Origin of the sequence: Labrenzia sp. PO1 (genome assembly GCF_012273635.1) — a bacterium.
GTDB lineage: Bacteria > Pseudomonadota > Alphaproteobacteria > Rhizobiales > Stappiaceae > Roseibium > Roseibium algicola.
Window position 1 is genome coordinate 634,735 of the sequence record NZ_JAAXCR010000001.1, and the last position, 19,244, is coordinate 653,978.

The 19,244-nt window shown below is 60.5% G+C and carries 15 protein-coding genes; all 15 read right to left on the minus strand.

The features are described 5' to 3' along the window. Window positions 1-26: 26 nt before the first annotated feature. Complete coding sequence (gene recN, locus HCG46_RS03035; protein ID WP_168684549.1) at window positions 27-1,694, minus strand: DNA repair protein RecN; 1,668 nt, start codon at window positions 1,692-1,694, stop codon at window positions 27-29. Window positions 1,695-1,816: 122 nt separating this feature from the next. Further along, complete coding sequence (locus HCG46_RS03040; RefSeq protein WP_051990129.1) at window positions 1,817-2,665, minus strand: outer membrane protein assembly factor BamD; 849 nt, start codon at window positions 2,663-2,665, stop codon at window positions 1,817-1,819. A gap of 228 nt (window positions 2,666-2,893) precedes the next feature. Further along, complete coding sequence (lpxC, locus tag HCG46_RS03045) at window positions 2,894-3,838, minus strand: UDP-3-O-acyl-N-acetylglucosamine deacetylase (protein WP_168684551.1); 945 nt, start codon at window positions 3,836-3,838, stop codon at window positions 2,894-2,896. A 257-nt stretch (window positions 3,839-4,095) separates the two neighbouring features. Continuing rightward, the gene (gene ftsZ / locus HCG46_RS03050; RefSeq protein WP_062491483.1) at window positions 4,096-5,874 is read right to left on the minus strand and encodes a cell division protein FtsZ; all 1,779 of its coding nucleotides are present in this window, start codon (window positions 5,872-5,874) and stop codon (window positions 4,096-4,098) included. A 115-nt stretch (window positions 5,875-5,989) separates the two neighbouring features. Then, window positions 5,990-7,312, minus strand: coding sequence for a cell division protein FtsA (gene ftsA, locus HCG46_RS03055; protein WP_023000498.1), 1,323 nt, complete (start codon window positions 7,310-7,312; stop codon window positions 5,990-5,992). Then, window positions 7,309-8,187 (minus strand): cell division protein FtsQ/DivIB, encoded by an 879-nt coding sequence (locus HCG46_RS03060; RefSeq protein WP_023000497.1) that lies wholly within the window; start codon window positions 8,185-8,187, stop codon window positions 7,309-7,311. The genes ftsA and HCG46_RS03060 overlap by 4 nt, the downstream gene beginning before the upstream one ends. Before the next feature lie 23 nt (window positions 8,188-8,210). Continuing rightward, window positions 8,211-9,137 carry a D-alanine--D-alanine ligase gene (locus HCG46_RS03065; RefSeq protein ID WP_023000496.1) on the minus strand — a complete coding sequence of 309 codons (927 nt, stop codon included), beginning with the start codon at window positions 9,135-9,137 and terminating at the stop codon, window positions 8,211-8,213. Next, on the minus strand, window positions 9,137-10,108 hold the full coding sequence (murB, locus tag HCG46_RS03070; RefSeq protein WP_168684553.1) for a UDP-N-acetylmuramate dehydrogenase: 972 nt from the start codon (window positions 10,106-10,108) through the stop codon (window positions 9,137-9,139). Before murB ends, HCG46_RS03065 begins: the two co-directional genes overlap by 1 nt. Before the next feature lie 12 nt (window positions 10,109-10,120). After that, on the minus strand, window positions 10,121-11,521 hold the full coding sequence (murC, locus tag HCG46_RS03075; protein ID WP_023000494.1) for a UDP-N-acetylmuramate--L-alanine ligase: 1,401 nt from the start codon (window positions 11,519-11,521) through the stop codon (window positions 10,121-10,123). After that, on the minus strand, window positions 11,518-12,624 hold the full coding sequence (murG, locus tag HCG46_RS03080; RefSeq protein WP_168684555.1) for an undecaprenyldiphospho-muramoylpentapeptide beta-N-acetylglucosaminyltransferase: 1,107 nt from the start codon (window positions 12,622-12,624) through the stop codon (window positions 11,518-11,520). The genes murC and murG overlap by 4 nt, the downstream gene beginning before the upstream one ends. Before the next feature lie 17 nt (window positions 12,625-12,641). Then, complete coding sequence (gene ftsW / locus HCG46_RS03085) at window positions 12,642-13,799, minus strand: putative lipid II flippase FtsW (protein WP_023000492.1); 1,158 nt, start codon at window positions 13,797-13,799, stop codon at window positions 12,642-12,644. Between the two features lies 1 nt (window position 13,800). Next, the gene (gene murD, locus HCG46_RS03090) at window positions 13,801-15,201 is read right to left on the minus strand and encodes a UDP-N-acetylmuramoyl-L-alanine--D-glutamate ligase (protein WP_168684557.1); all 1,401 of its coding nucleotides are present in this window, start codon (window positions 15,199-15,201) and stop codon (window positions 13,801-13,803) included. Between the two features lie 4 nt (window positions 15,202-15,205). Beyond that, window positions 15,206-16,291 carry a phospho-N-acetylmuramoyl-pentapeptide-transferase gene (gene mraY, locus HCG46_RS03095; RefSeq protein WP_023000490.1) on the minus strand — a complete coding sequence of 362 codons (1,086 nt, stop codon included), beginning with the start codon at window positions 16,289-16,291 and terminating at the stop codon, window positions 15,206-15,208. A 10-nt stretch (window positions 16,292-16,301) separates the two neighbouring features. Beyond that, window positions 16,302-17,732, minus strand: coding sequence for a UDP-N-acetylmuramoylalanyl-D-glutamyl-2,6-diaminopimelate--D-alanyl-D-alanine ligase (locus HCG46_RS03100; RefSeq protein ID WP_168684559.1), 1,431 nt, complete (start codon window positions 17,730-17,732; stop codon window positions 16,302-16,304). Then, complete coding sequence (locus HCG46_RS03105) at window positions 17,729-19,198, minus strand: UDP-N-acetylmuramoyl-L-alanyl-D-glutamate--2,6-diaminopimelate ligase (RefSeq protein ID WP_168684561.1); 1,470 nt, start codon at window positions 19,196-19,198, stop codon at window positions 17,729-17,731. Before HCG46_RS03105 ends, HCG46_RS03100 begins: the two co-directional genes overlap by 4 nt. Between the last annotated feature and the right edge of the window lie 46 nt (window positions 19,199-19,244).

Consider the following 19,244-nt stretch of genomic DNA (forward strand, 5'->3'; position numbering starts at 1 on the left):
TTTGTCCACCGCGCCGGTCCTATTTCCTATTCAGCAGCCGTCAGCAGCCTGCGCGCCGCGGCACGGGCTTCTTCCGTGATAACGCTGCCGGCGAGCATCCGGGCGATTTCCTCGCTGCGGTGGTCTTCATCAATACGCTGAACGCGCGTTGCCACCCGGTCCTTCTTGGTCGCTTCCTTGGCGATCAGGAAATGCCCTGCAGCGCGAGCTGCCACCTGCGGGGCGTGGGTAACCGTCAGAACCTGAACGCTGCCGGCAAGTCGTGCCAGACGCAGGCCGATGGCCTCGGCGACGGCACCGCCCACCCCTGTGTCGATCTCGTCAAAAACCAGCGTCGGGGCCGAGCCCTTGTCGGCGAGAGACACCTTCAGTGCCAAGAGGAAACGGGAAAGCTCACCACCGGACGCGACCTTCATCATCGGTCCCGGCTTCGTGCCTGGGTTCGTCTGGACATGGAACTCCAGCTGATCGATGCCCGAACGGCTGCGGCTTTCCGGATTGCTTTCCACTTCGACGATGAATTTTGCCCGCTCCAGCTTGAGGTCGGGCAACTCCATTTCAACAGCCTTTTCCAGTGCCTTGGCTGTCTTTCGCCGCTTGTCCGAGAGGCTGGCTGCCTTCTTGTCGTATTCGGCACGGGCCTTTCCAGCAGCGCTCACCAGCGCCGCCAACTTGTCTTCACCCGCATCGAGATCGGCCAGATCACCGCTCATGCGGGAACACAGGGCGGACAGCTCGTCGACCGGCACCGAGAACTTGCGGGAGGCAGCACGAAGCGCAAACAGCCGCTCTTCGACAGCTTCCAGTTCGCGCGGATCATATTCGGTCTCACGCAATGCGCTTTCCAGTCCGCCGCGGGTTTCTTCCAGAAGATCCATCGCCTCGGCAAGCGTGCGGACGGGCTGGCCGAGAAGATTGGGCACCTGGTCGGCCTTGCGTTCCAGACGCCGCAGCAAGCTGGCCAGTTCCGGGATAGGCGACGCAGTGCCGTTCAAGGTTTCAAAGGCTTCGTTCAGATCACCGGCAATCTTTTCGACCGCCATCATGTCCGTCCGCCGGGCGGCCAGGTGCTCCTCTTCGCCGGTTTCCGGCTTGAGGGCCGACAGTTCATCGACGGCAGCACGCAGGAAATCAGCCTCGTTGCGCGCGGCTTCTATACGTTTCTCGTGATCGGTCACTGCCTTGTCGGCAGCGCGATAGGTGGCAAAGGCCTGTGCTACGGCCTCGGCTTCGGCCGTCAGCCCTCCGAAAACATCAATGAGGGCCCGGTGGCTTTCCGGGTCAACCAGGGCACGGTCATCGTGCTGTCCGTGGATTTCCACCAGGAGCGCGCCCGCCTGGCGCAGCAGTCCTGCACTGACGGGTTGATCGTTGACGAAGGCCCGGGTGCGGCCGTCGGAGGTCTGGATACGGCGCAGGATGATGTCGCCATCGTCATCGACATCGTTTTCGCGCAGGAACATGCGAACGGGATGATCCGCCGCCACATCAAAGACAGCCGTCACCTGTCCTTGTGTCTCGCCATGACGCACGAGATCGGCATCACCACGCGCGCCGAGTGCCAGCGACAAGGAGTCGAGAAGGATGGATTTGCCCGCACCGGTTTCGCCGGTGAGAACCGACATGCCGGCGGCAAATTCGAGGTCAAGACGGTCGATCAGAACGATGTCACGGATAGACAGCGCGACCAGCATGAAGGGATGCTCCTTAAAGTTCGGCCCACCATATAGGAGGACCGAAGCGTCTTGAAAGAGCCTGTTTGGGCCTTTTCAACCTCATTTGCGAGGCTGAAGCCATTTCGGGATTAAACCAGGCGTCAGATGCTCTTGAAGGCGCGGCTGATCCAGCTGCCGCTGTCTTCGGAAGGCTCGTACCCACCCTTGTTGAGCAGCGAATAGGCATCCTTGTACCACTGGCTGTCCGGGTAGTTGTGCCCGAGCACGGCTGCGGCCGTCTGCGCTTCGTTGACGACACCGAGCGCGTAGTAGGCTTCGGTCAGGCGGAACAGAGCTTCTTCCACATGCCGCGTGGTCTGGTAATCGACGACAACCGTCTTGAAGCGGTTGATCCCTGCGATGTAGTTGCGCTTTTTCAGGTAGAAGCGACCGACCTGCATTTCCTTGCCGCCAAGCTGGTCATGCACGATGCGCAGCTTGCTTTCGGCATCCGGCACATATTCCGATTCCGGGAAGCGCTGGATCAGCTCGTTGAACGCACCGGCTGCCTTGCGGGTCACGGCCTGGTCGCGGGTGATGTCCGGCATCTGGCGGAAATAGGCCTGACCGGCGAGATACAGCATGTAGGCTGAATCCTCGTCCCCCGGATAGAGCGTCACGAACCGCTTCGCCGCAGTTACGGTTTCCGTGTACTTGCCGCGCGAGTAGTTCAGGAACGCCAGGTTCACCAGCGACTTCTTGGAGTATTCAGAATAGGGATAGAGCTTGTCGAGCTCTTCGAATTTCTGGGTCGAATCGCGCAGTTTGCCTTGCGCGCGCAGGGACAGGCCTTCGTTGAACAGAACTTCCGGCGGCGTATCGTTGAGTGCCAACTCATCGAGATCGTCCTTGCCACCGCATGCGGCAAGCGCAAGCGGTACAGCCAGAACGGCCAATCTCAGGAAGGTTTTCATGTGTTTGGCTCTGTTCACTTCAGAACCAGTATCCATTCCGTTCACGCCTATACTCCCGGACCTTTCCGGCCCCTAAGGCCCATGTCATGCGGCCTTGCAAATTTATCGACAGGAGTGTTTAGCGGAAATCACCGGTCCCCGTCACGTCCTCATCGGCCATCTGACGGTTTTTTTGAGCAATTTTATGGCAACCGGTCCAAATAGGTTCCGAATTCCGCCGAAAAGAAAACGGCCGCTTCATCAAAGCGGCCGATCAAAATTATATCAGGAGACGTCAGGTCCGAAAGCAGCAGCGGCTGCGATACCGCCCTTGTCGACCTGGCCGACCTTGCGGAATGCAGGCGACTCGACGATTTCGAACGCGCTCGGATCTTCGAACAGCTTGACCAGAATCGCGTGGTTCATCTTGTGCCCGCCCTTGTAGGAGCGGTAGAGACCCAGGATCGGCAGACCGGCAAGAGCCAGGTCCCCAACCGCGTCCAGCGCCTTGTGACGTGCAAACTCGTCCGGCCAGCGGGTGCCTTCCGGATTGAGAACCTTGTCCTCGGCAATCGCCACGGAATTTTCCAGCGACGATCCCAGAGCAAAACCCATCTTCCAAAGCTGCTCGACATCCTTCACGTAGCCGAAGGTGCGCGCACGGGAAAGCTCGTCACGGAACACCTCCGGGGTGATGTCGGAAGAGAACTGCTGGCGACCGATCAGCGGCGTATCGAAGTCGATGGTGATATCGAACTTGGTGCCGTTGTAGGGGTGCAGCTCGCACCATGCCGTGCCGTTGTCGACGCGAACGGTCTTCTTCACCTTCAGGTACCGGCGTCCCCGGTCCAGGCGTTTCAGGCCGATCTGCTCGATTGCTTCGACAAACGCAACGCTGCTGCCGTCCATGACCGGCATTTCCGGACCGTCGATTTCCACGATCAGGTTGTCGACACCCATGCCGAAAAGAGCAGCCATGAGATGTTCAACGGTCGCGACACCTTCACTGGAAGGATCGCCGAGAACGGTGCAAAGTGCTGTTGCGGATACCTTGTTCCAGAGTGCCGGAACTTCGGTGGAGTTTTCCTGGTCGGTGCGGGTGAACACAATCCCCACACCAGCTTCGGCCGGTACGAGAGTGATCGACGCGGGTTTGCCCGAATGAACGCCAATCCCGGTCAGGGTCACCTGATCGGCTAGCGTCGTCTGTCGGTCAACATATGCGGTCATAAAACCCTGCCCTTCCGGTTTGCGGCGGAAACAAGCCCTCTATTTGCCCTTAAAGGGTTACGGACTTTTAACGATCCCGCGTTGGCTGGGAACATAGTCCCGAACCCCAATTGGGCGAAATAAAGCTTTATTACGATTTGTAACGATTCACAGGCTTTCAAATCACTGAATTAAAACGGGAATTTGTTCCGTTACGGAAACAGCCCGGAGCGTGAACTCCGGGCTGTAACGATCAGGGAAGATGATCGGGTCTCGAATCAGTTGGCCTGGCGGCGAAGAAACGCCGGAATTTCCAACTGTTCGTCTTCTGTTGCAGTTACCGGCTTCGGCGTTGCCCGCCCGGTGTTGTCCAGCTGGCCTGCAGCGCCATGGGCTGCGGGACGTTGCTGGGGCGCACGCGGGGCGGCCTGCTGGGCCGGCTGCATCTGCGGAGCAGGACGGGCAACCGGTGCGGCAGCCATGTCATGTTCCTGATCTTCTTCGTGATGACGGCCAAGGCCGCTTGCAAGGCGACGCAGCAGCCCCATCGGGCGGCGGTCGTCTTCGACGTGCTCTTCATAGCTCGGTGCCGGAGCAGGCTGCTGAGGACGCTGCTGGGCAACGGCCTGCTGAGGCTGGGCTACATTTGCAGTCTGCTGCTTTGCCTGAATTTCACGCTGAGCGATCGGCGGGAAATCCTCCACCCGCGGCATGCGCGGTGCAGGGTTATGCTCGGCGGCAACCGGCGGAATGTAAGGCTGGCTGACCGGCATGTCTTCTGCGACAGGTGCCCGGGCTTCGTCTTCGATGTCGAGCATCTGCGGCTTGGCTGCAAGCGAACCTGCTGCCGGCTGCACCTTCTTGATCTCGACAGCCGGATCGCTTGCGACGGCGACCGGCTGCGGATCCGGAATGGCAAGTTCCCGTTCCAGATTGGCAACGGCCTTGGCAGCGGCATTTTCGGCGTGAGCCTTTTCAGCCAGAGCGGCCGGGCGCTGAGTGTTGATTTCCGGTGTCCGGCTTACCGCCGGAGCTTCCGCCTTTACAGGCTGAGATGCTGTTCCGGGAAACGTGTTGGCCGCAAGGCCTTCCTCCCTGTCAATGCCGGTTGCAACGACGGACACGCGGATGAGACCATCCAGCGTCTCGTCGAAGGTCGCGCCCAGAATGATGTTGGCGTCGGCGTCAACTTCCTCGCGGATGCGGGTAGCCGCTTCATCCACTTCGAACAGCGTCAGGTCGTTGCCGCCCGTAATGGAGATGAGCAGGCCTCTTGCGCCCTTCATCGAGGATTCGTCGAGCAGCGGGTTGGCAATGGCAGCTTCCGCCGCCTGCTGTGCACGCTTTTCGCCACTGGCTTCGCCAGTGCCCATCATGGCCTTGCCCATGCCGCGCATCACGGAGCGAACGTCGGCGAAGTCGAGGTTGATGAGACCTTCCTTCACCATCAGGTCAGTGATGCAGGCAACACCCGAGTAGAGCACCTGGTCGGCCATCGCGAATGCGTCGGCGAAGGTGGTCTGGGCATTGGCAATCCGGAACAGGTTCTGGTTCGGAATGACGATCAGTGTGTCGACACTCCGCTGCAGTTCCTCGATACCGGAATCGGCGATCCGCATACGGCGAGCGCCTTCGAACTGGAACGGTTTGGTCACCACACCTACCGTCAGTATACCCTGCTCGCGTGCCGCCCGTGCGATAACGGGTGCGGCACCGGTGCCGGTTCCACCACCCATGCCGGCGGTGATGAACACCATGTGCGATCCGGACAGGTGATCGTTGATTTCGTCGATCACTTCCTCGGCGGCTGCGCAGCCGACTTCCGGCTGGGAGCCTGCGCCAAGACCTTCAGTCACGGCCACGCCCATCTGGACGAGCCTGTCTGAATGGTTCATGGCCAGTGCCTGGGCATCCGTGTTGGCAACGACGAAGTCGCAGCCCTGGAGACCTGCAGTGATCATGTTATTGACGGCGTTTCCGCCCGCGCCGCCGACGCCGAAGACCGTAATGCGTGGCTTCAGCTCCTGAATGTCGGGCATCTTCAGGTTGATGGTCATATTATCCTCGCGACCCACTGGCGCCCCCGGTACGGGAGTAGCCTCTTCTTCCCTAATCTCCTCTGCCATTTCTGGCAGCTCAACTTCCTGGATGTCGTCTTCTTGGCTCATGTCGTCAGAAGCTTTCCCTGATCCATTGGCCCACGCGGGCCAGGTAACCAGATTGCCCGCCCCACCCTGATCTCCGGTTCTTGTGTTCGAACTGTTCGATCTGAGCGACCTGCGGATAAATCAAGAGACCGACAGCGGCGGCAAAAGCCGGACCTTTGGCAGCCTCGGGAAGACCGGCGACGCCTAGAGGCCGGCCAAGACGGACGTTGCGCCCCAGGATGTGACGCGCAACTTCTCCAAGACCCGTGAGCTGACTTGCGCCCCCGGTCAGAACGATCTGCTTACCGACACGCCCGGCAAAGCCGGACGCCGTAAGCCGATCCCTCACGAGTTCAAGGATTTCTTCCACGCGCGGCCGGATAACCCGGGTCAACGCCGAGCGTGGGATCTGGTTCGGCAGGTCGCTGTCGCTTTCCAGCGGCGGTACCGTGAGCATGTCACGATCGTCCGAGCTGGACGCCAGCGGCGAGCCGTAAAGGGTTTTCAGGCGCTCCGCATCCTGCAGACGGGTTGCGAAAGCGCGGGCGATATCGGTGGTGACGTGATTGCCGCCAACGGCAATCGCATCCAGGTGCACCATGTGGCCATCGACGAAGACCGACAATGTCGTCGTACCGCCGCCCATGTCGATGCAGGCGACGCCAAGCTCGGCTTCGTCATCCACGATGGTGGACAGGCCACTGGCAAACGGCGTCGCCACCATGGTTTCCACATGAAGGTGACCGCGGTTGATGCACAGTTCCAGATTGCGCACAGGCGGAACTTCCGCCGTCACCACCTGCATGTCGACGCCCAGCTTGTGGCCCATCATGCCACGCGGATCGCGGATGCCGCGGCTACCGTCCAGCGAATAGGAGATCGGCAAGGCGTGTGTGACGGCCCGGCCGTCGGTCACCGAGTGGCTGGAGCCGGCGGAAAGCACCCGCTGGATATCGGCTTCAGACACACTGTCGCCTGCCAGCGGAACGTTGGCGCTGTAGATCTCGCTCTGCAGGCGTCCGCAGCTGATGTTTGCGATCAGCGACTCGACCGTCACGCCGGCCATGCGCTCGGCACTGTCGACTGCCAGACGGATGGCCTGTTCGGCAGCATCCATGTCGACAACGACGCCGGACTTGATCCCGCGCGAGCGCTGGTAACCGTACCCCAGCACTTCCACCTTGTGGGAGCGGCTGGAAAGAATTGCCTTTTCTTCCTGCGGCACCAGTTTGGCGATCAGGCAGCAGACCTTCGTGGAGCCCACGTCCAGAACCGACATGATGACGGCACGACGGCTCGGCAGCGGCCGCATCTTCGGCAGGTAGAGGTTGTTGTCGGAGCGGCTCATGTGTCACGCTCCTTTTTGCCTGAGCGGCCCTTGCCGCCCGTCATGACCTTGCGCTGTTCGGCAGCCTCGTCGGAGAGGCGCACGGTCACGCGGTCTGCCAGACGCATGTCGATGGCAACGATATCCCGGGACAGAAGCCCGCTTTCTTCATCCATTTTCACCAGATCTGCCAAGGCGGCGTCGATGTTGTCTTGGGGCAAGCGGATCGAAATCCCGTTCTCAAGCTGCAGGTCCCAGCGGCGATCGCTGATCAGGAACGCCGCGCGCACGCGCGGACGCAGGCCCGGGACCTTCTCCAGCGCGGTGTTGATCTCGGATGCCCGGCGCTGAGCACCGTGGTTCACGACAAGCAGCAGATTGGCATAACGCCCATCCACCTCGTCGGTGATCACGTCACCTGATTCGTTTACGATCGAGACCATGTCGCCGCGCTGCCACAGCGCATAGGGCACCCGTTCCTCGATGTTGATCTGCAGCGTGCTCGGATAGAGCTTCATCACCGAAGCGCTCTTCACCCAGGCCATCTCGTTAAGACGCTCGCGAGCGCTATTGGCGTCGAACAGGGCGAGCGAGGAACCCTCGTGAATTTCCAGCGCTTCCAGGATCTGGAACTCGTTGATTTCACGCTGGCCGGACAGCTTGACGGCCTCGATGCCGAAACCAGCAGCGGACAGGAGACTGTCGGCAACAAGCCGGCCGTGCCCCCCTATGACTATTCCATAACCAATTGTTAAGGTTAAGAAAGTCAGCGCAGCAGCAGATCCCGACCAGCGTGGCAGATCTGCCAGGCGCCCGGCCGAACGCCACACCGGCTGGCGGTGCAAACGCGGCACACCGCGCCCGCGCGGAGCCAGTTCAGCCTCCAGCGGGGTCATAGCGTCCCGGTAATGTTTGCGCCTTATCGACAGCAACTCGCGTCCTCAACCATCCAGCTGACCAGGTCCTTGAAACTCATCCCCTTGTGGGCCGCCATTTCGGGCACAAGAGAAGTCGGCGTCATGCCTGGCTGCGTGTTCACTTCTAGGCAAATCAGCTCTCCGGATCCGTCTTCCTTTTCATCGAATCGGAAGTCGGCGCGGGAAACACCGCGGCAACCCAGAGCCTGATGCGCCTTAACTGCTAGTGTCTCTATGGTTTGGTAAACAATCGGTGAAATTTTTGCAGGAAGAATGTGTTTTGAACCGCCTTGTGCATATTTTGCGTCGTAATCGTAGAAGCCGTGACCCAACGGCACTATGTCGATGACGCCCAGAGCCGTATCATCCATGACGGCACAGGTCAGCTCCCGCCCGCTGATGAATTTTTCGCACATCAGAACGTCAGGGTAAGGCCAGTCCTCCCGACCCAGTTCCTGTGGCGGAAACTCTTGATCTTCCTTGACAATCAGCACCCCGAAGCTCGATCCCTCGTTGATGGGTTTCAGCACATATGGCGGCTTCATCGGATGCTCGCGGGTGATCTCCCGGCGGTTGACAACAAGGTGTTCCGTGACCGGAATTCCGGCTGCATTCATCACCGCTTTTGCCTTCACCTTGTTCATTGCAAGGCTCGAGGCGAGCACACCGGAATGTGTGTACGGGATGTTAAGAACTTCTAATATTCCCTGAACGCAGCCATCCTCGCCGAAGGGACCGTGAAGAGCGTTAAAGACCACATCGGGCTTCAAATCTTTGAGAACAGCGGAAATATTGCGGTCAACGTCGACCCTGGTGACCCGGTAGCCGGCTTCTTCCAGCGCATCGGCGCAGCCCTTGCCGCTGGCGAGGCTTACAGGACGCTCGTTAACCCAGCCCCCCATCAGAACAGCGACATGTTTGCTTGCCATCAGGCAGCCTCCCCTTCCTTGCCCAGAAATGGCTCGATAGCCCCCTGTGAACCGAATTCACCCAGGCGCTTGATCTCCCACTCCAGGCGGATGCCGCTGTGCGCCAGCACGCGCGCGCGCACGGTTTCCCCCAGCAGTTCGAGATCATGTCCGGTGGCCGTTCCGGTATTGATCATGAAGTTGCAATGCATTTCGGACATTTGCGCTCCACCGACGGTCAGGCCACGGCAGCCTGCTGCGTCGACCTCTTTCCATGCCGACGTGCCGGGCGGGTTCTTGAAGGTGGATCCGCCGGTCTTTTCACGGATCGGCTGCGCCCGTTCACGGTGGGCGACAACGTCGGCCATTTCCTGTCGGATCGAGGCTTCGTTTTGCGGCACGCCTTCAAAGACGGCGGAGGTAAAGATCAGGTCTTTCGAAGCCTCCGAGTGGCGATAGGCATAGCCCATGTCCTCATTCGTCAGAACATGGCGGTTACCGTCCCGGTCGACCGCGGTCAGCTCCACCATGCGCTCGCGGGTTTCCGTGCCGTGAGCGCCCGCATTCATGCGCAGCGCACCGCCCAGACCGCCAGGAATACCTGTGTAAAACGCAAAACCGCCGAGACCGGCCTTGGCCGCAGCTTCCGCCAGACGCTTGTCCGGCACGGCCGCCCCTGCCCTCAACCTGTTACCGCCGACTTCCTCGATGGAACCGAAGCCCTTTGCACTCAGGCGAATGACAACGCCCTTCAGGCCGCCGTCACGGATCAGCAGGTTGGAACCCAGCCCTACCGGCAGCACCGGAACATCTTTCGGAAGCTTTTTCAGGAAGGCAGCAAGGTCGTCTTCATCCGCCGGCTGGAACATCAACTGCGCGGGACCACCAGTGCGGAACCACGTGACCGCAGACAGTGGCTGGTTGGCCGTCAGCTTGCCGCCGATACCTTCGGCAAGCTCCGGATACTGCTCCAGCAGATCGGGAAACGCCATGTGACGTCCTCCTTAAAGCTCTTCCAGCTGTTTCGGTAGTGCGTATGCCCACTGGGTGATGTTGCCGGCCCCGAGGCAAACCACGAAGTCGCCCGGCTCGGCCAGTTCCTTGACAAGCGCCGGCAGCTCTTCCGGGCCCTCGATCGCCCGAACGTTCCTGTGACCGCGGGTCTTCATGCCCGAGACGAGATCGGTATGTGCCGCTCCCTCGATCGGCTGCTCCCCCGCGGCGTAGACAGGAGCGATGATCACCGCGTCCGCATCGTTGAAGCAGTTCGAGAAATCATCAAACAGGCTGTGCAGGCGCGAATAGCGATGCGGCTGCATCACCGCGATTACCTTGCCTTTTGTCGACTCGCGCGCCGCATGGAGCACGGCCTTGATTTCAACAGGGTGGTGGCCGTAATCGTCGAATATCTGAACGCCGCCCACCGTTCCGGTGTGCGTGAAGCGCCGCTTGACGCCGCCGAAGGCCGCAATGCCTTTTCTGAGGTCGTCCGCCTCGACGCCAAGCTGTGAGGCAACCGCGATTGCCGCGGTGGCATTCGAAACGTTGTGAAGGCCCGGCATCGGCAGCGTCAGGTCGTTCAGTTCGATCACCTGCCCGCTGCGGCGGTCACGAAGGGTCACGGAGAAGATCGACTTGCCACCATCCATCGACACATCGGTGTAGCGAACGTCGGCCTGCGGATTGGCGCCATAGGTGACGACACGCCGGTCTTCGATGGTCCCGATCATCGTCTGGACTTCGGGATGGTCGAGACACATGACGGCAAAGCCGTAGAAGGGCACATTTTCAACGAACTGCCGGAAGGCAGCGCGTACGCCGGCGAAGTCGCCGTAGTGATCCAGATGCTCCGGATCGATATTTGTGACGATGGCGACATCAGCCGGCAACTTGACGAAGGTGCCGTCGCTCTCGTCTGCCTCGACAACCATCCAGTCACCCTCGCCCATGCGGGCATTGGTGCCATAGGCATTGATGATACCGCCGTTGATCACCGTCGGATCCAGACCGCCGGCATCGAGAAGAGCGGCCACCATCGATGTGGTCGTGGTCTTGCCATGTGTGCCGCCAACGGCGATCGCCTGCTTGAAGCGCATCAGCTCGGCCAGCATTTCCGCCCGCCGCACCACAGGGATCAGCTTTTCACGGGCCGCGACCAGTTCAGGGTTGTCCTTCTTGATGGCGGAAGACACGACCAGCACCTCGGCATCGCCGAGGTTTTCTGCGGCATGGCCAATGGAAACCTTGATGCCGTTGTCACGCAGGCGCTGAACATTGGCGTTTTCCGCCATGTCCGAGCCTTGCACCGTGTAGCCGAGGGTCTTCAGCACTTCGGCAATCCCGCTCATGCCGATACCGCCGATGCCGACAAAATGAACCGGTCCGATATCCTGCGGCATCTTCATGGCCGTTCTCCTTGTTTTGCTGCGACCTTCTCGACGAGGTCGGCAAGTCTTTTCACCGCGTCAGGCCTGGCGACGCTGCGCGCCTTTTGCGCTGCTTCGCCAAGCATTTCGGGTGCATTCATGAATCGGGTGATTTCCTGGGCCAACCGCTCCGGATAAAGGTCGACCTGACGGATCGGCCAGGCCCCACCTGCTTTTTCAAGCACCTTGGCATTGGCAGCCTGGTCCTGATCAATGGCTCCGGGCAACGGTACCAGGATGGAGGGACGGCCAAGAACGCTGAGCTCGCTGACCGACGACGCACCGGACCGGCAGATCACCAGATGCGCCTGGGCAATCCGCTGTGGCATGTCCTGGAAGAACGGCGCGCATTCGGCCTGAACGCCCAGACTGTCATAAACTGCCTGTACCCGCTCCATGTCCTCCGGACGGCACTGCTGCACGATCCGCAAACGGGTGCGGATGTCGGCAGGCAGTTTTTCAAGCGCCGGCGGCAACAGGTCGGAAAAGAAGCGTGCGCCCTGGGATCCGCCGAAGACCAGCAGGTTGAACGTTCCACCAGTGAGCGGTGCCGAGTAGGGCAACTCCGCAGCCGCGAGGACGGCATCCCGAACAGGGTTGCCCGTTTCAGTCAGCTTGGCCTTGAAATCCGCCGGCAGATCTTCGATCGGCACGCTTGTGGCAATGGCGGTCACGCCCTTCGCCAACAGGCGGTTGGCCCGCCCCATGACGCCGTTTGCTTCGTGCAGAATGGAAGGCGTGCCCGTGAGCCGGGCAGCATACATCGGCGGAAACGTCGGATAACCACCAAACCCGGCCACGACATCCGGATTCAAGGACTTGATAACCTTGCGTGCCTGCAGCGTTCCAAGAAACAGTTTTACTGCAGTCTTCGCCAGCAGGAAAGGATTGCGCCCCCGGATGGTCTCCGAGGCGATGATGTGAACCTTGCGAGCGGGAAAGGCGCTGCCGTATTTGTCGGCCCGTTCGTCGGTTGCAAGTTCCACGGTCCAGCCGCGCCGGATCAACTCGCTGGCCAGCGCCTGTGCGGGGAAGAGGTGGCCGCCCGTTCCGCCGGCCGTCAGTAAAACAGTTTTGCTCATGAGTGCGGCTTGGGGCCTTACATCAGGGAAGAGGGTGAAAGCCGGCTCACCGTGACGACATCACCGCGCGACGGCTGCGGCCGCCTGCGCGTGAGCGCCAGAATGGCACCAGCGGTCATGGCGGACGACAAGAGCGACGACCCGCCGTAGGAAACGAAAGGCAGGGTCATGCCCTTGGACGGAATGAGGTGAAGGTTCACCGCGAGATTGATCGTGGCCTGCAGGCCGAACAGCACGGTCAGTCCTGCTGTGGCAAGACGACTGAAAGCATCCTGATCACGGCTGGCGTGACGCAGGCCTCTCAAGACGATGAATGCAAAGACGGAGACAAGCAGCAGACAGGCGATTACGCCGAACTCCTCGCCGACAACGGCGAAGATGAAGTCTGTGTGACTGTCAGGCAGGATCCGCTTGACGGTGCCCTCCCCCGGACCACGGCCCAGCCACCCGCCTGCAAGAAAGGAATCCTTGGCCGTATCGATCTGGAAGGTGTCACCGGAGCTTGGGTCGAGGAACCGGTCCACGCGGTTGGTCACGTGCGGCAGGAAGGCATACGCGGCAAACAGGCCGACGATCCCGATGACGCCAAGCGCCATGATGATGAGCCAGGAAATCCCGTTCAGAAAGAACAGCCCTGCCCAGACCAGGCCGAGCAGCATGGTCTGACCGAAGTCCGGCTGGGCGATCAGGAGAGCCGCGCAAACCGCAAAGAGTACAAAGGCGAAGAGCACTCCAGGCACCTCGCGCCGGCGGCCGCTTTCCGACAGAAGGAAGGCGATCAGGATCACGAAGGCAGGCTTCAGGAATTCGGACGGCTGTATCGACAGCCCGGCGATATAGATCCAGCGCCTCGCACCCTTGGCCTCAAACCCCAGGAACAGGGTGGCAACCATCATCAGCAGTGACACGATGAACAGGATGAGTGCCGCCCGCCGGACCATGCGCGGCGTCATAAGCGAGCCGGCAAGCATGATCGTCAGGGCCGGTATCAGGAACATGGCCTGTCGCTTGACGAAATAGAAGGTTTCAACGCCGATGCGTTCGGCAACCGGCGGACTGGCTGCAAACGAAAGCACCACACCGCCAACCATCAGCAGGCTGAAGGCGGCAAGCAGATAGTGGTCCACTGTCCAGAGCCATTCCGCAAAGCGGCTGCGATCGGCGCGCGAAACCATATCAGGCGACCTCCTGGGTATTGCCGGAATTGGGCAAGGCACGCACCGCATCTACAAAAGCAGCGCCCCGCAGTTCAAAATTCGGGAATTGGTCGAAGCTCGCACAGGCGGGCGACAAAAGTATGGCGATTTCAGCCGCACCGTCCTCCGCCGCCTCGGCAGCGGCATCCTGCACGGCCTGGGTCAGCGTTCCGCTGATCTTGAACGGCACGCGGCCATCCAGCGTCTTGGCGAAATCCTGAGCCGCCTCTCCGATCAGGAAGGTCTTGGCGATCTTCGGGAAATATTCGTCCAGCGAGGAGATACCACCCGCCTTGGCCCGGCCGCCCGCGATCCAGTAGATCCGGTCGAAACTTGCCAATGCTCTGGCCGCAGCGTCAGCGTTGGTAGCCTTGGAATCGTTGATATAGAGAACCCGGCCCTTCTTCTCCACCACTTCCATGCGGTGATGAAGTCCCGGGAAGGTCTTGAGGGCTTCGGCGATCTGCGCTGCCGGAATTTCCAGCGCACGCAGAGCCGCGAAGGCAGCCGCCGCATTCTGGCCGTTGTGGTCACCGCGGAGGCTGTCGATCCCGCCAAGCAGGGCTACTTCGATCTGGCTACCGTCATGCGCCTCGATCAGTCGCCCGTGGCGAGCGTAGATACCGTTGGTGAGTTCCTTTTCACCAGCGATCCGGCACACGGGCTTGCGTGCAAGTTCAAGCCTGTCGGCAATTGCTGAGGACAACCGGTCGTCAACTCCCACAACCGCGACCTTGGCACCGGCAACAAGCCGCTCCTTGATAGCGGCGTAGTTTTCCATGGACCCGTGACGATCGAGATGATCCGGCGACAGGTTCATGTGAATGCCGACCGTTGCATCCAGGGTCGGCGCCAGATCGATCTGGTAGGAAGAGCACTCCACCACATAGTGCCGACCGGGTTGCGGAGGATCCAGCTCCAGAACCGGCGTCCCGATGTTACCGCCGAGTTGCACGTCCCGGCCGAGTGCCTTCAGGAGATGCGCGATCAGGGCGGTGGTCGTCGACTTGCCATTGGTACCGGTAATCGCAATCAGCGGCGCGGACGGGCATTGTTTGCGCCGCTCACGGCAGAAAAGCTCGACATCGCCGACAATCTCGACGCCCGCTTCACGCGCCAGCTCCACCGACCAGTGCGGCACCGGATGGGTCAGCGGCACACCGGGAGCAAGAACCAGTGCGGCAACGTCCGACCAGTCAAGGTCCCGAAGGTCTTGCGTTGCAAGCCCCTCGCCGGCAGCTTGTGCGACCCGGGCTTCGTTATCGTCGTAACAGACCACATCCGCACCGCCAGCCCTCAGCGCACGCGCTGTTGCAAGCCCGGACCCGCCGAGCCCGAACAGGGCAACCTTTCTGCCGTCGAATGTGGTGACCGGGATCATGCGCCTACCTCAGCTTCAAGGTTGCGAGGCCGAGCAGGGCAAGCACGACGGAAATGATCCAGAAGCGGATCACCACCTGGCTTTCGGTCCAGCCCATGATCTCGAAATGATGGTGGATCGGCGCCATGCGGAAGACCCGCTTGCCGGTCAGCTTGAAGGAGAACACCTGCACGATGACCGACACGGCTTCGAGCACGAAGAGGCCTCCAATGATGGCCAGAACAATCTCGTGCTTGGTGGCAACCGCGATAGCACCGATCATGCCGCCGAGAGCAAGTGATCCCGTGTCACCCATGAAGATGGCAGCCGGAGGGGCGTTAAACCACAGGAAGCCGAGACCCGCGCCGATCACGGCACCGCAGATGACGGCAAGTTCGCCTGTGCCGGCAACGTGGTGGATCTGGAGATAGCTGGCAAAAACCGCATTACCGGAAAGATAGGCAATCAGGCCGAAGGAAGCGCAGGCGATCATCACCGGTACGATTGCCAGACCATCGAGACCGTCGGTCAAGTTGACCGCGTTCCCCGCGCCAACCATCACGAAGGCCGCGAAGGGAATGAAGAAAAGACCGAGATTGAGCGTCAGATCCTTGATGAAGGGAAATGTGATCGCTTCCGAGTATTCGGACACATCCAGAAGGGTAACCGCGAAGGCCGCGCCGCCCGCGATCAGGAACTCCAGGCCCAACCGGGCCTTGCCGCCAAATCCCTTGTGCGAAGACTTGGTGACCTTCAGGTAGTCATCATAAAAACCGATGCCGCCGAACCCGAGGGTGACGCCGATGACCACCCAGACGTAAGGATTGGAAAGATCCGACCAAAGCAATGCCGCGACCAGGGCCCCTGACAGGATCATCAACCCGCCCATGGTGGGCGTACCCTTCTTGGTCAACAGATGGCTTTCAGGTCCGTCGGCGCGGATCGGCTGCCCATGCCCTTGCCGGATCCGAAGACTGGCGATGATTTTCGGTCCGAACAGGAAAACGAAAAACAGCGCGGTCATGATCGCGCCACCGGTTCGGAAAGTGATGTAACGGAACACGTTCAGCGCTGAAATCTGATCCGCGAATTGCCCCAAGAAATAAAACATCCAATGCCCCTTACGCCGCTGCGGTGTCGTCCGCAGGCGGATATTCTTTTTTCAAGGCCTCGACAAGCGGGCCCATCCGGGTTCCGAGCGATCCCTTGATCATAACAACATCACCGGAACGGACGTCGCCCAAAAGCACGTCTTCCAGATCTTTTGCTTCTTCGCAGTAGTGTCCACGCAGGTCATGCGGCAGCAGCTTCCAGAGCGCATGCATGTGCGGGCCCGCGCAATAGACCGCGTCGATATCGGCGTCGGTAATCGGCTGGAGCAACTCCGCATGCAAACGGTCGGCATCGGTCCCCAGTTCGCGCATGTCTCCAATGACGGCAATACGGCGACCCGGCCTTGTGACAGGCGCCTCGCCCAGCACGGCAAGTGCTGCCTTCATAGAGGCGGGATTGGCGTTGTAGCTCTCGTCGATCAGGTTGAACTCGCCCTTCTGCATGGGCAGACGGGTCACCTCGCCGCGACCCTTGGGTGCGCGCATGGAATCGAGTGCCAGTCCTGCTTTTGCAAGATCCGCCCCCAGATCCACGACCGCGGTCAGAACCGCCAGGCTGTTCTTGACGTGGTGTTTGCCCGACGCCCCGATCTTGTAGGTGATTTCCTGGCCTAGAATGCTGGCATCGACACTCGATCCGGCCGGATAGGAGACTGCCTTCTGGAGATGGCTGTCTGCCGAAGGGTCTTCGCCAAATGTTTGGATTTTGGAAACACCGGCAGCAGCCGCCAGAAACTTCAGCAGGTCGAATTGCAGATTGTCCTTGTTCAGGATCGCAATTCCACCAGGCTCCAGTCCGTCGAAAATTTCGGCCTTTGCCTTGGCTATCTGCTCGACGCTGTCGAAGAATTCCAGGTGTACCGGCTGAACGGTGGTGATGATCACCACGTGCGGGCGCACCATCTTTACCAGCGGCGAGATTTCGCCCGCATGGTTCATGCCGATCTCGAAGACACCGAAATCCGTGTCGGCGGGCATGCGTGCCAATGTCAGCGGTACGCCCCAATGGTTGTTGAAAGAGGCAACCGAGGCATGAACCTTGCCGGATTCTGTCAGTGTCAGGCGCAGCGCTTCCTTCGTGCCGGTCTTGCCGACAGAACCGGTAACCGCGACAATGCGGGCATTGCTGCGGGCCCGCGCTGCGACACCGAGCTTGCGCATGGCTTCAAGCGGATCATCCACAACCACGTAGCGGCCATCTTCGGGCAGATCGGGCAAGCGATCCTCGCCAACCAGCGCCACCGATGCGCCGGCTTCCAGTGCGGCGGCAACATAATCGTGCCCGTCCAGACGGTCACCGGTGATCGCGACGAATGCATCACCCGGCTCCAGCGTCCGGCTGTCTATGGATATACCGGTAATTTCAGCGCCAGCATCACCCTGAAGGCGGCCACCGGCGGCTTCAACAAAGGCATCAAGGGTCCAAAGCGGGTCGCTCATGTGTTTCCTTCAAGACTGATGGCGCGCTTTACGGCTTCGTGATCGGAAAAGGGAATCACTGTGTCGCCAACAATCTGGCCCGTTTCGTGACCTTTTCCGGCCACACACAGGATATCGCCATCCTTTAGGCGGCGAACTCCCTCTGCGATCGCTTCATACCGGTCGCCAATCTCCATTGCATCGGGTGCGCCACTCAACACTGCCTTGCGAATGGTCGCCGGATCTTCCGAGCGCGGGTTGTCGTCCGTGACGATAACCAGATCGGCCCTGCGAGCCGCGACTTCCCCCATCAGCTCGCGTTTTCCGGGGTCCCTGTCGCCACCGGCGCCGATGATCACGGACAGCTTGCCACGGGCAAACGGCTTCAAGGCCGCAAGGGCGTTATCAAGCGCGTCCGGCTTGTGGGCGTAATCGACAAAAACCAGCCCGCCTGCTGGCGTCTTGCCGGCAAGTTCAAGACGGCCCGGAGCCCCCTTCAGGTTTTCAAGGGCCCGCAAGGCAGTTCCCGTGTCGATGCCAGCGGCAATCGCGAGACCGGCAGCAATGAGTGCGTTGGAAACCTGGAAGCGACCGATCAGGGGCAGCGTCACCTTGTATTCGCCGCGCGCACTCTGGATCGTCAGTTCCTGCCCTGCCCCCATCGGTTTCAGGCCGGTCAGGGTGAGGTTCCGGCCGGTTTCTCCGACCGTGAAGAGCGGCAATCCTCGCTCCTGCGCGACCGCCATGACCCGGTCAGCATATTTCTCACCCGGATCGCAGACCACTGTGCCGCCTGACGGAAGCAACTCCATGAACAGGCGAAGTTTTGCATTCAGGTAATGCTCGATCGTCGGATGATAATCCATGTGATCGCGGCCAAGATTGGTGAAGGCGGCCGCCGTCAACCGAACTCCGTCCAGCCGATACTGATCGAGACCGTGCGAAGAGGCCTCAAGCGCCGCGTGATTGACACCTTCTTCTTCCAGCTCTGCCAACTGCTTGTGCAAGGCAACCGGGTCCGGCGTTGTCAGGCCGCCGTAGCTTTCTCCATCCGGCTTGATAACGCCCAGTGTACCAAGACTTGCGGCAGGATGGCCTGCAGACTGGAAAATCTGGCGGGCGAAATGAGCAACGGATGTCTTGCCCGCAGTTCCGGTTACGGCAACGATTGTGTCGGGTTGAGCTCCGTAGAAACGGGCCGCCATTCTTGCAAAAACCTGACGAGGCTCTGCGGCACTGACAACGGCAACCGTCTTCGGCACCTGTGCACGCACTGCATCTGCGGCCTCTTCAGCACACAGAATGGCAATTGCCCCGGCCGCTGCTGCGTCCGGGGCGAATTTTGTCCCGTCGACGGAAGCCCCCTTGAAGGCGGCAAACAAGAAGCCCGGCTGAACTTTGCGGCTATCAGCCGTCAGCCCCGTAATTTTCCGAGCCTCTGCCGCTTCGGGCAAGGTCAGCCCGGCAGCTAAATACTCAAGATCCATCTCACCCGATCATCCGGTTTGTGCGTCGTCATTAATGAGCATTTTC

What these genes read in the sequence shown, in the direction of transcription:
- murG (WP_168684555.1), bottom strand. Translation starts at nt 12,624, where the DNA reads ATGAGCAAAACTGTTTTACTGACGGCCGGCGGAACGGGCGGCCACCTC.
- murB (WP_168684553.1), bottom strand. Translation starts at nt 10,108, where the DNA reads ATGGCGTTTCCCGATCTGCTGGAGCAGTATCCGGAGCTTGCCGAAGGT.
- lpxC (WP_168684551.1), bottom strand. Translation starts at nt 3,838, where the DNA reads ATGACCGCATATGTTGACCGACAGACGACGCTAGCCGATCAGGTGACC.
- HCG46_RS03105 (WP_168684561.1), bottom strand. Translation starts at nt 19,198, where the DNA reads ATGGATCTTGAGTATTTAGCTGCCGGGCTGACCTTGCCCGAAGCGGCA.
- murD (WP_168684557.1), bottom strand. Translation starts at nt 15,201, where the DNA reads ATGATCCCGGTCACCACATTCGACGGCAGAAAGGTTGCCCTGTTCGGG.
- HCG46_RS03100 (WP_168684559.1), bottom strand. Translation starts at nt 17,732, where the DNA reads ATGAGCGACCCGCTTTGGACCCTTGATGCCTTTGTTGAAGCCGCCGGT.
- murC (WP_023000494.1), bottom strand. Translation starts at nt 11,521, where the DNA reads ATGAAGATGCCGCAGGATATCGGACCGGTTCATTTTGTCGGCATCGGC.
- recN (WP_168684549.1), bottom strand. Translation starts at nt 1,694, where the DNA reads ATGCTGGTCGCGCTGTCTATCCGTGACATCGTTCTGATCGACCGTCTT.
- ftsA (WP_023000498.1), bottom strand. Translation starts at nt 7,312, where the DNA reads ATGAGCCGCTCCGACAACAACCTCTACCTGCCGAAGATGCGGCCGCTG.
- HCG46_RS03040 (WP_051990129.1), bottom strand. Translation starts at nt 2,665, where the DNA reads ATGGATACTGGTTCTGAAGTGAACAGAGCCAAACACATGAAAACCTTC.
- ftsZ (WP_062491483.1), bottom strand. Translation starts at nt 5,874, where the DNA reads ATGACCATCAACCTGAAGATGCCCGACATTCAGGAGCTGAAGCCACGC.
- HCG46_RS03065 (WP_023000496.1), bottom strand. Translation starts at nt 9,137, where the DNA reads ATGGCAAGCAAACATGTCGCTGTTCTGATGGGGGGCTGGGTTAACGAG.
- HCG46_RS03060 (WP_023000497.1), bottom strand. Translation starts at nt 8,187, where the DNA reads ATGACCCCGCTGGAGGCTGAACTGGCTCCGCGCGGGCGCGGTGTGCCG.
- ftsW (WP_023000492.1), bottom strand. Translation starts at nt 13,799, where the DNA reads ATGGTTTCGCGCGCCGATCGCAGCCGCTTTGCGGAATGGCTCTGGACA.
- mraY (WP_023000490.1), bottom strand. Translation starts at nt 16,291, where the DNA reads ATGTTTTATTTCTTGGGGCAATTCGCGGATCAGATTTCAGCGCTGAAC.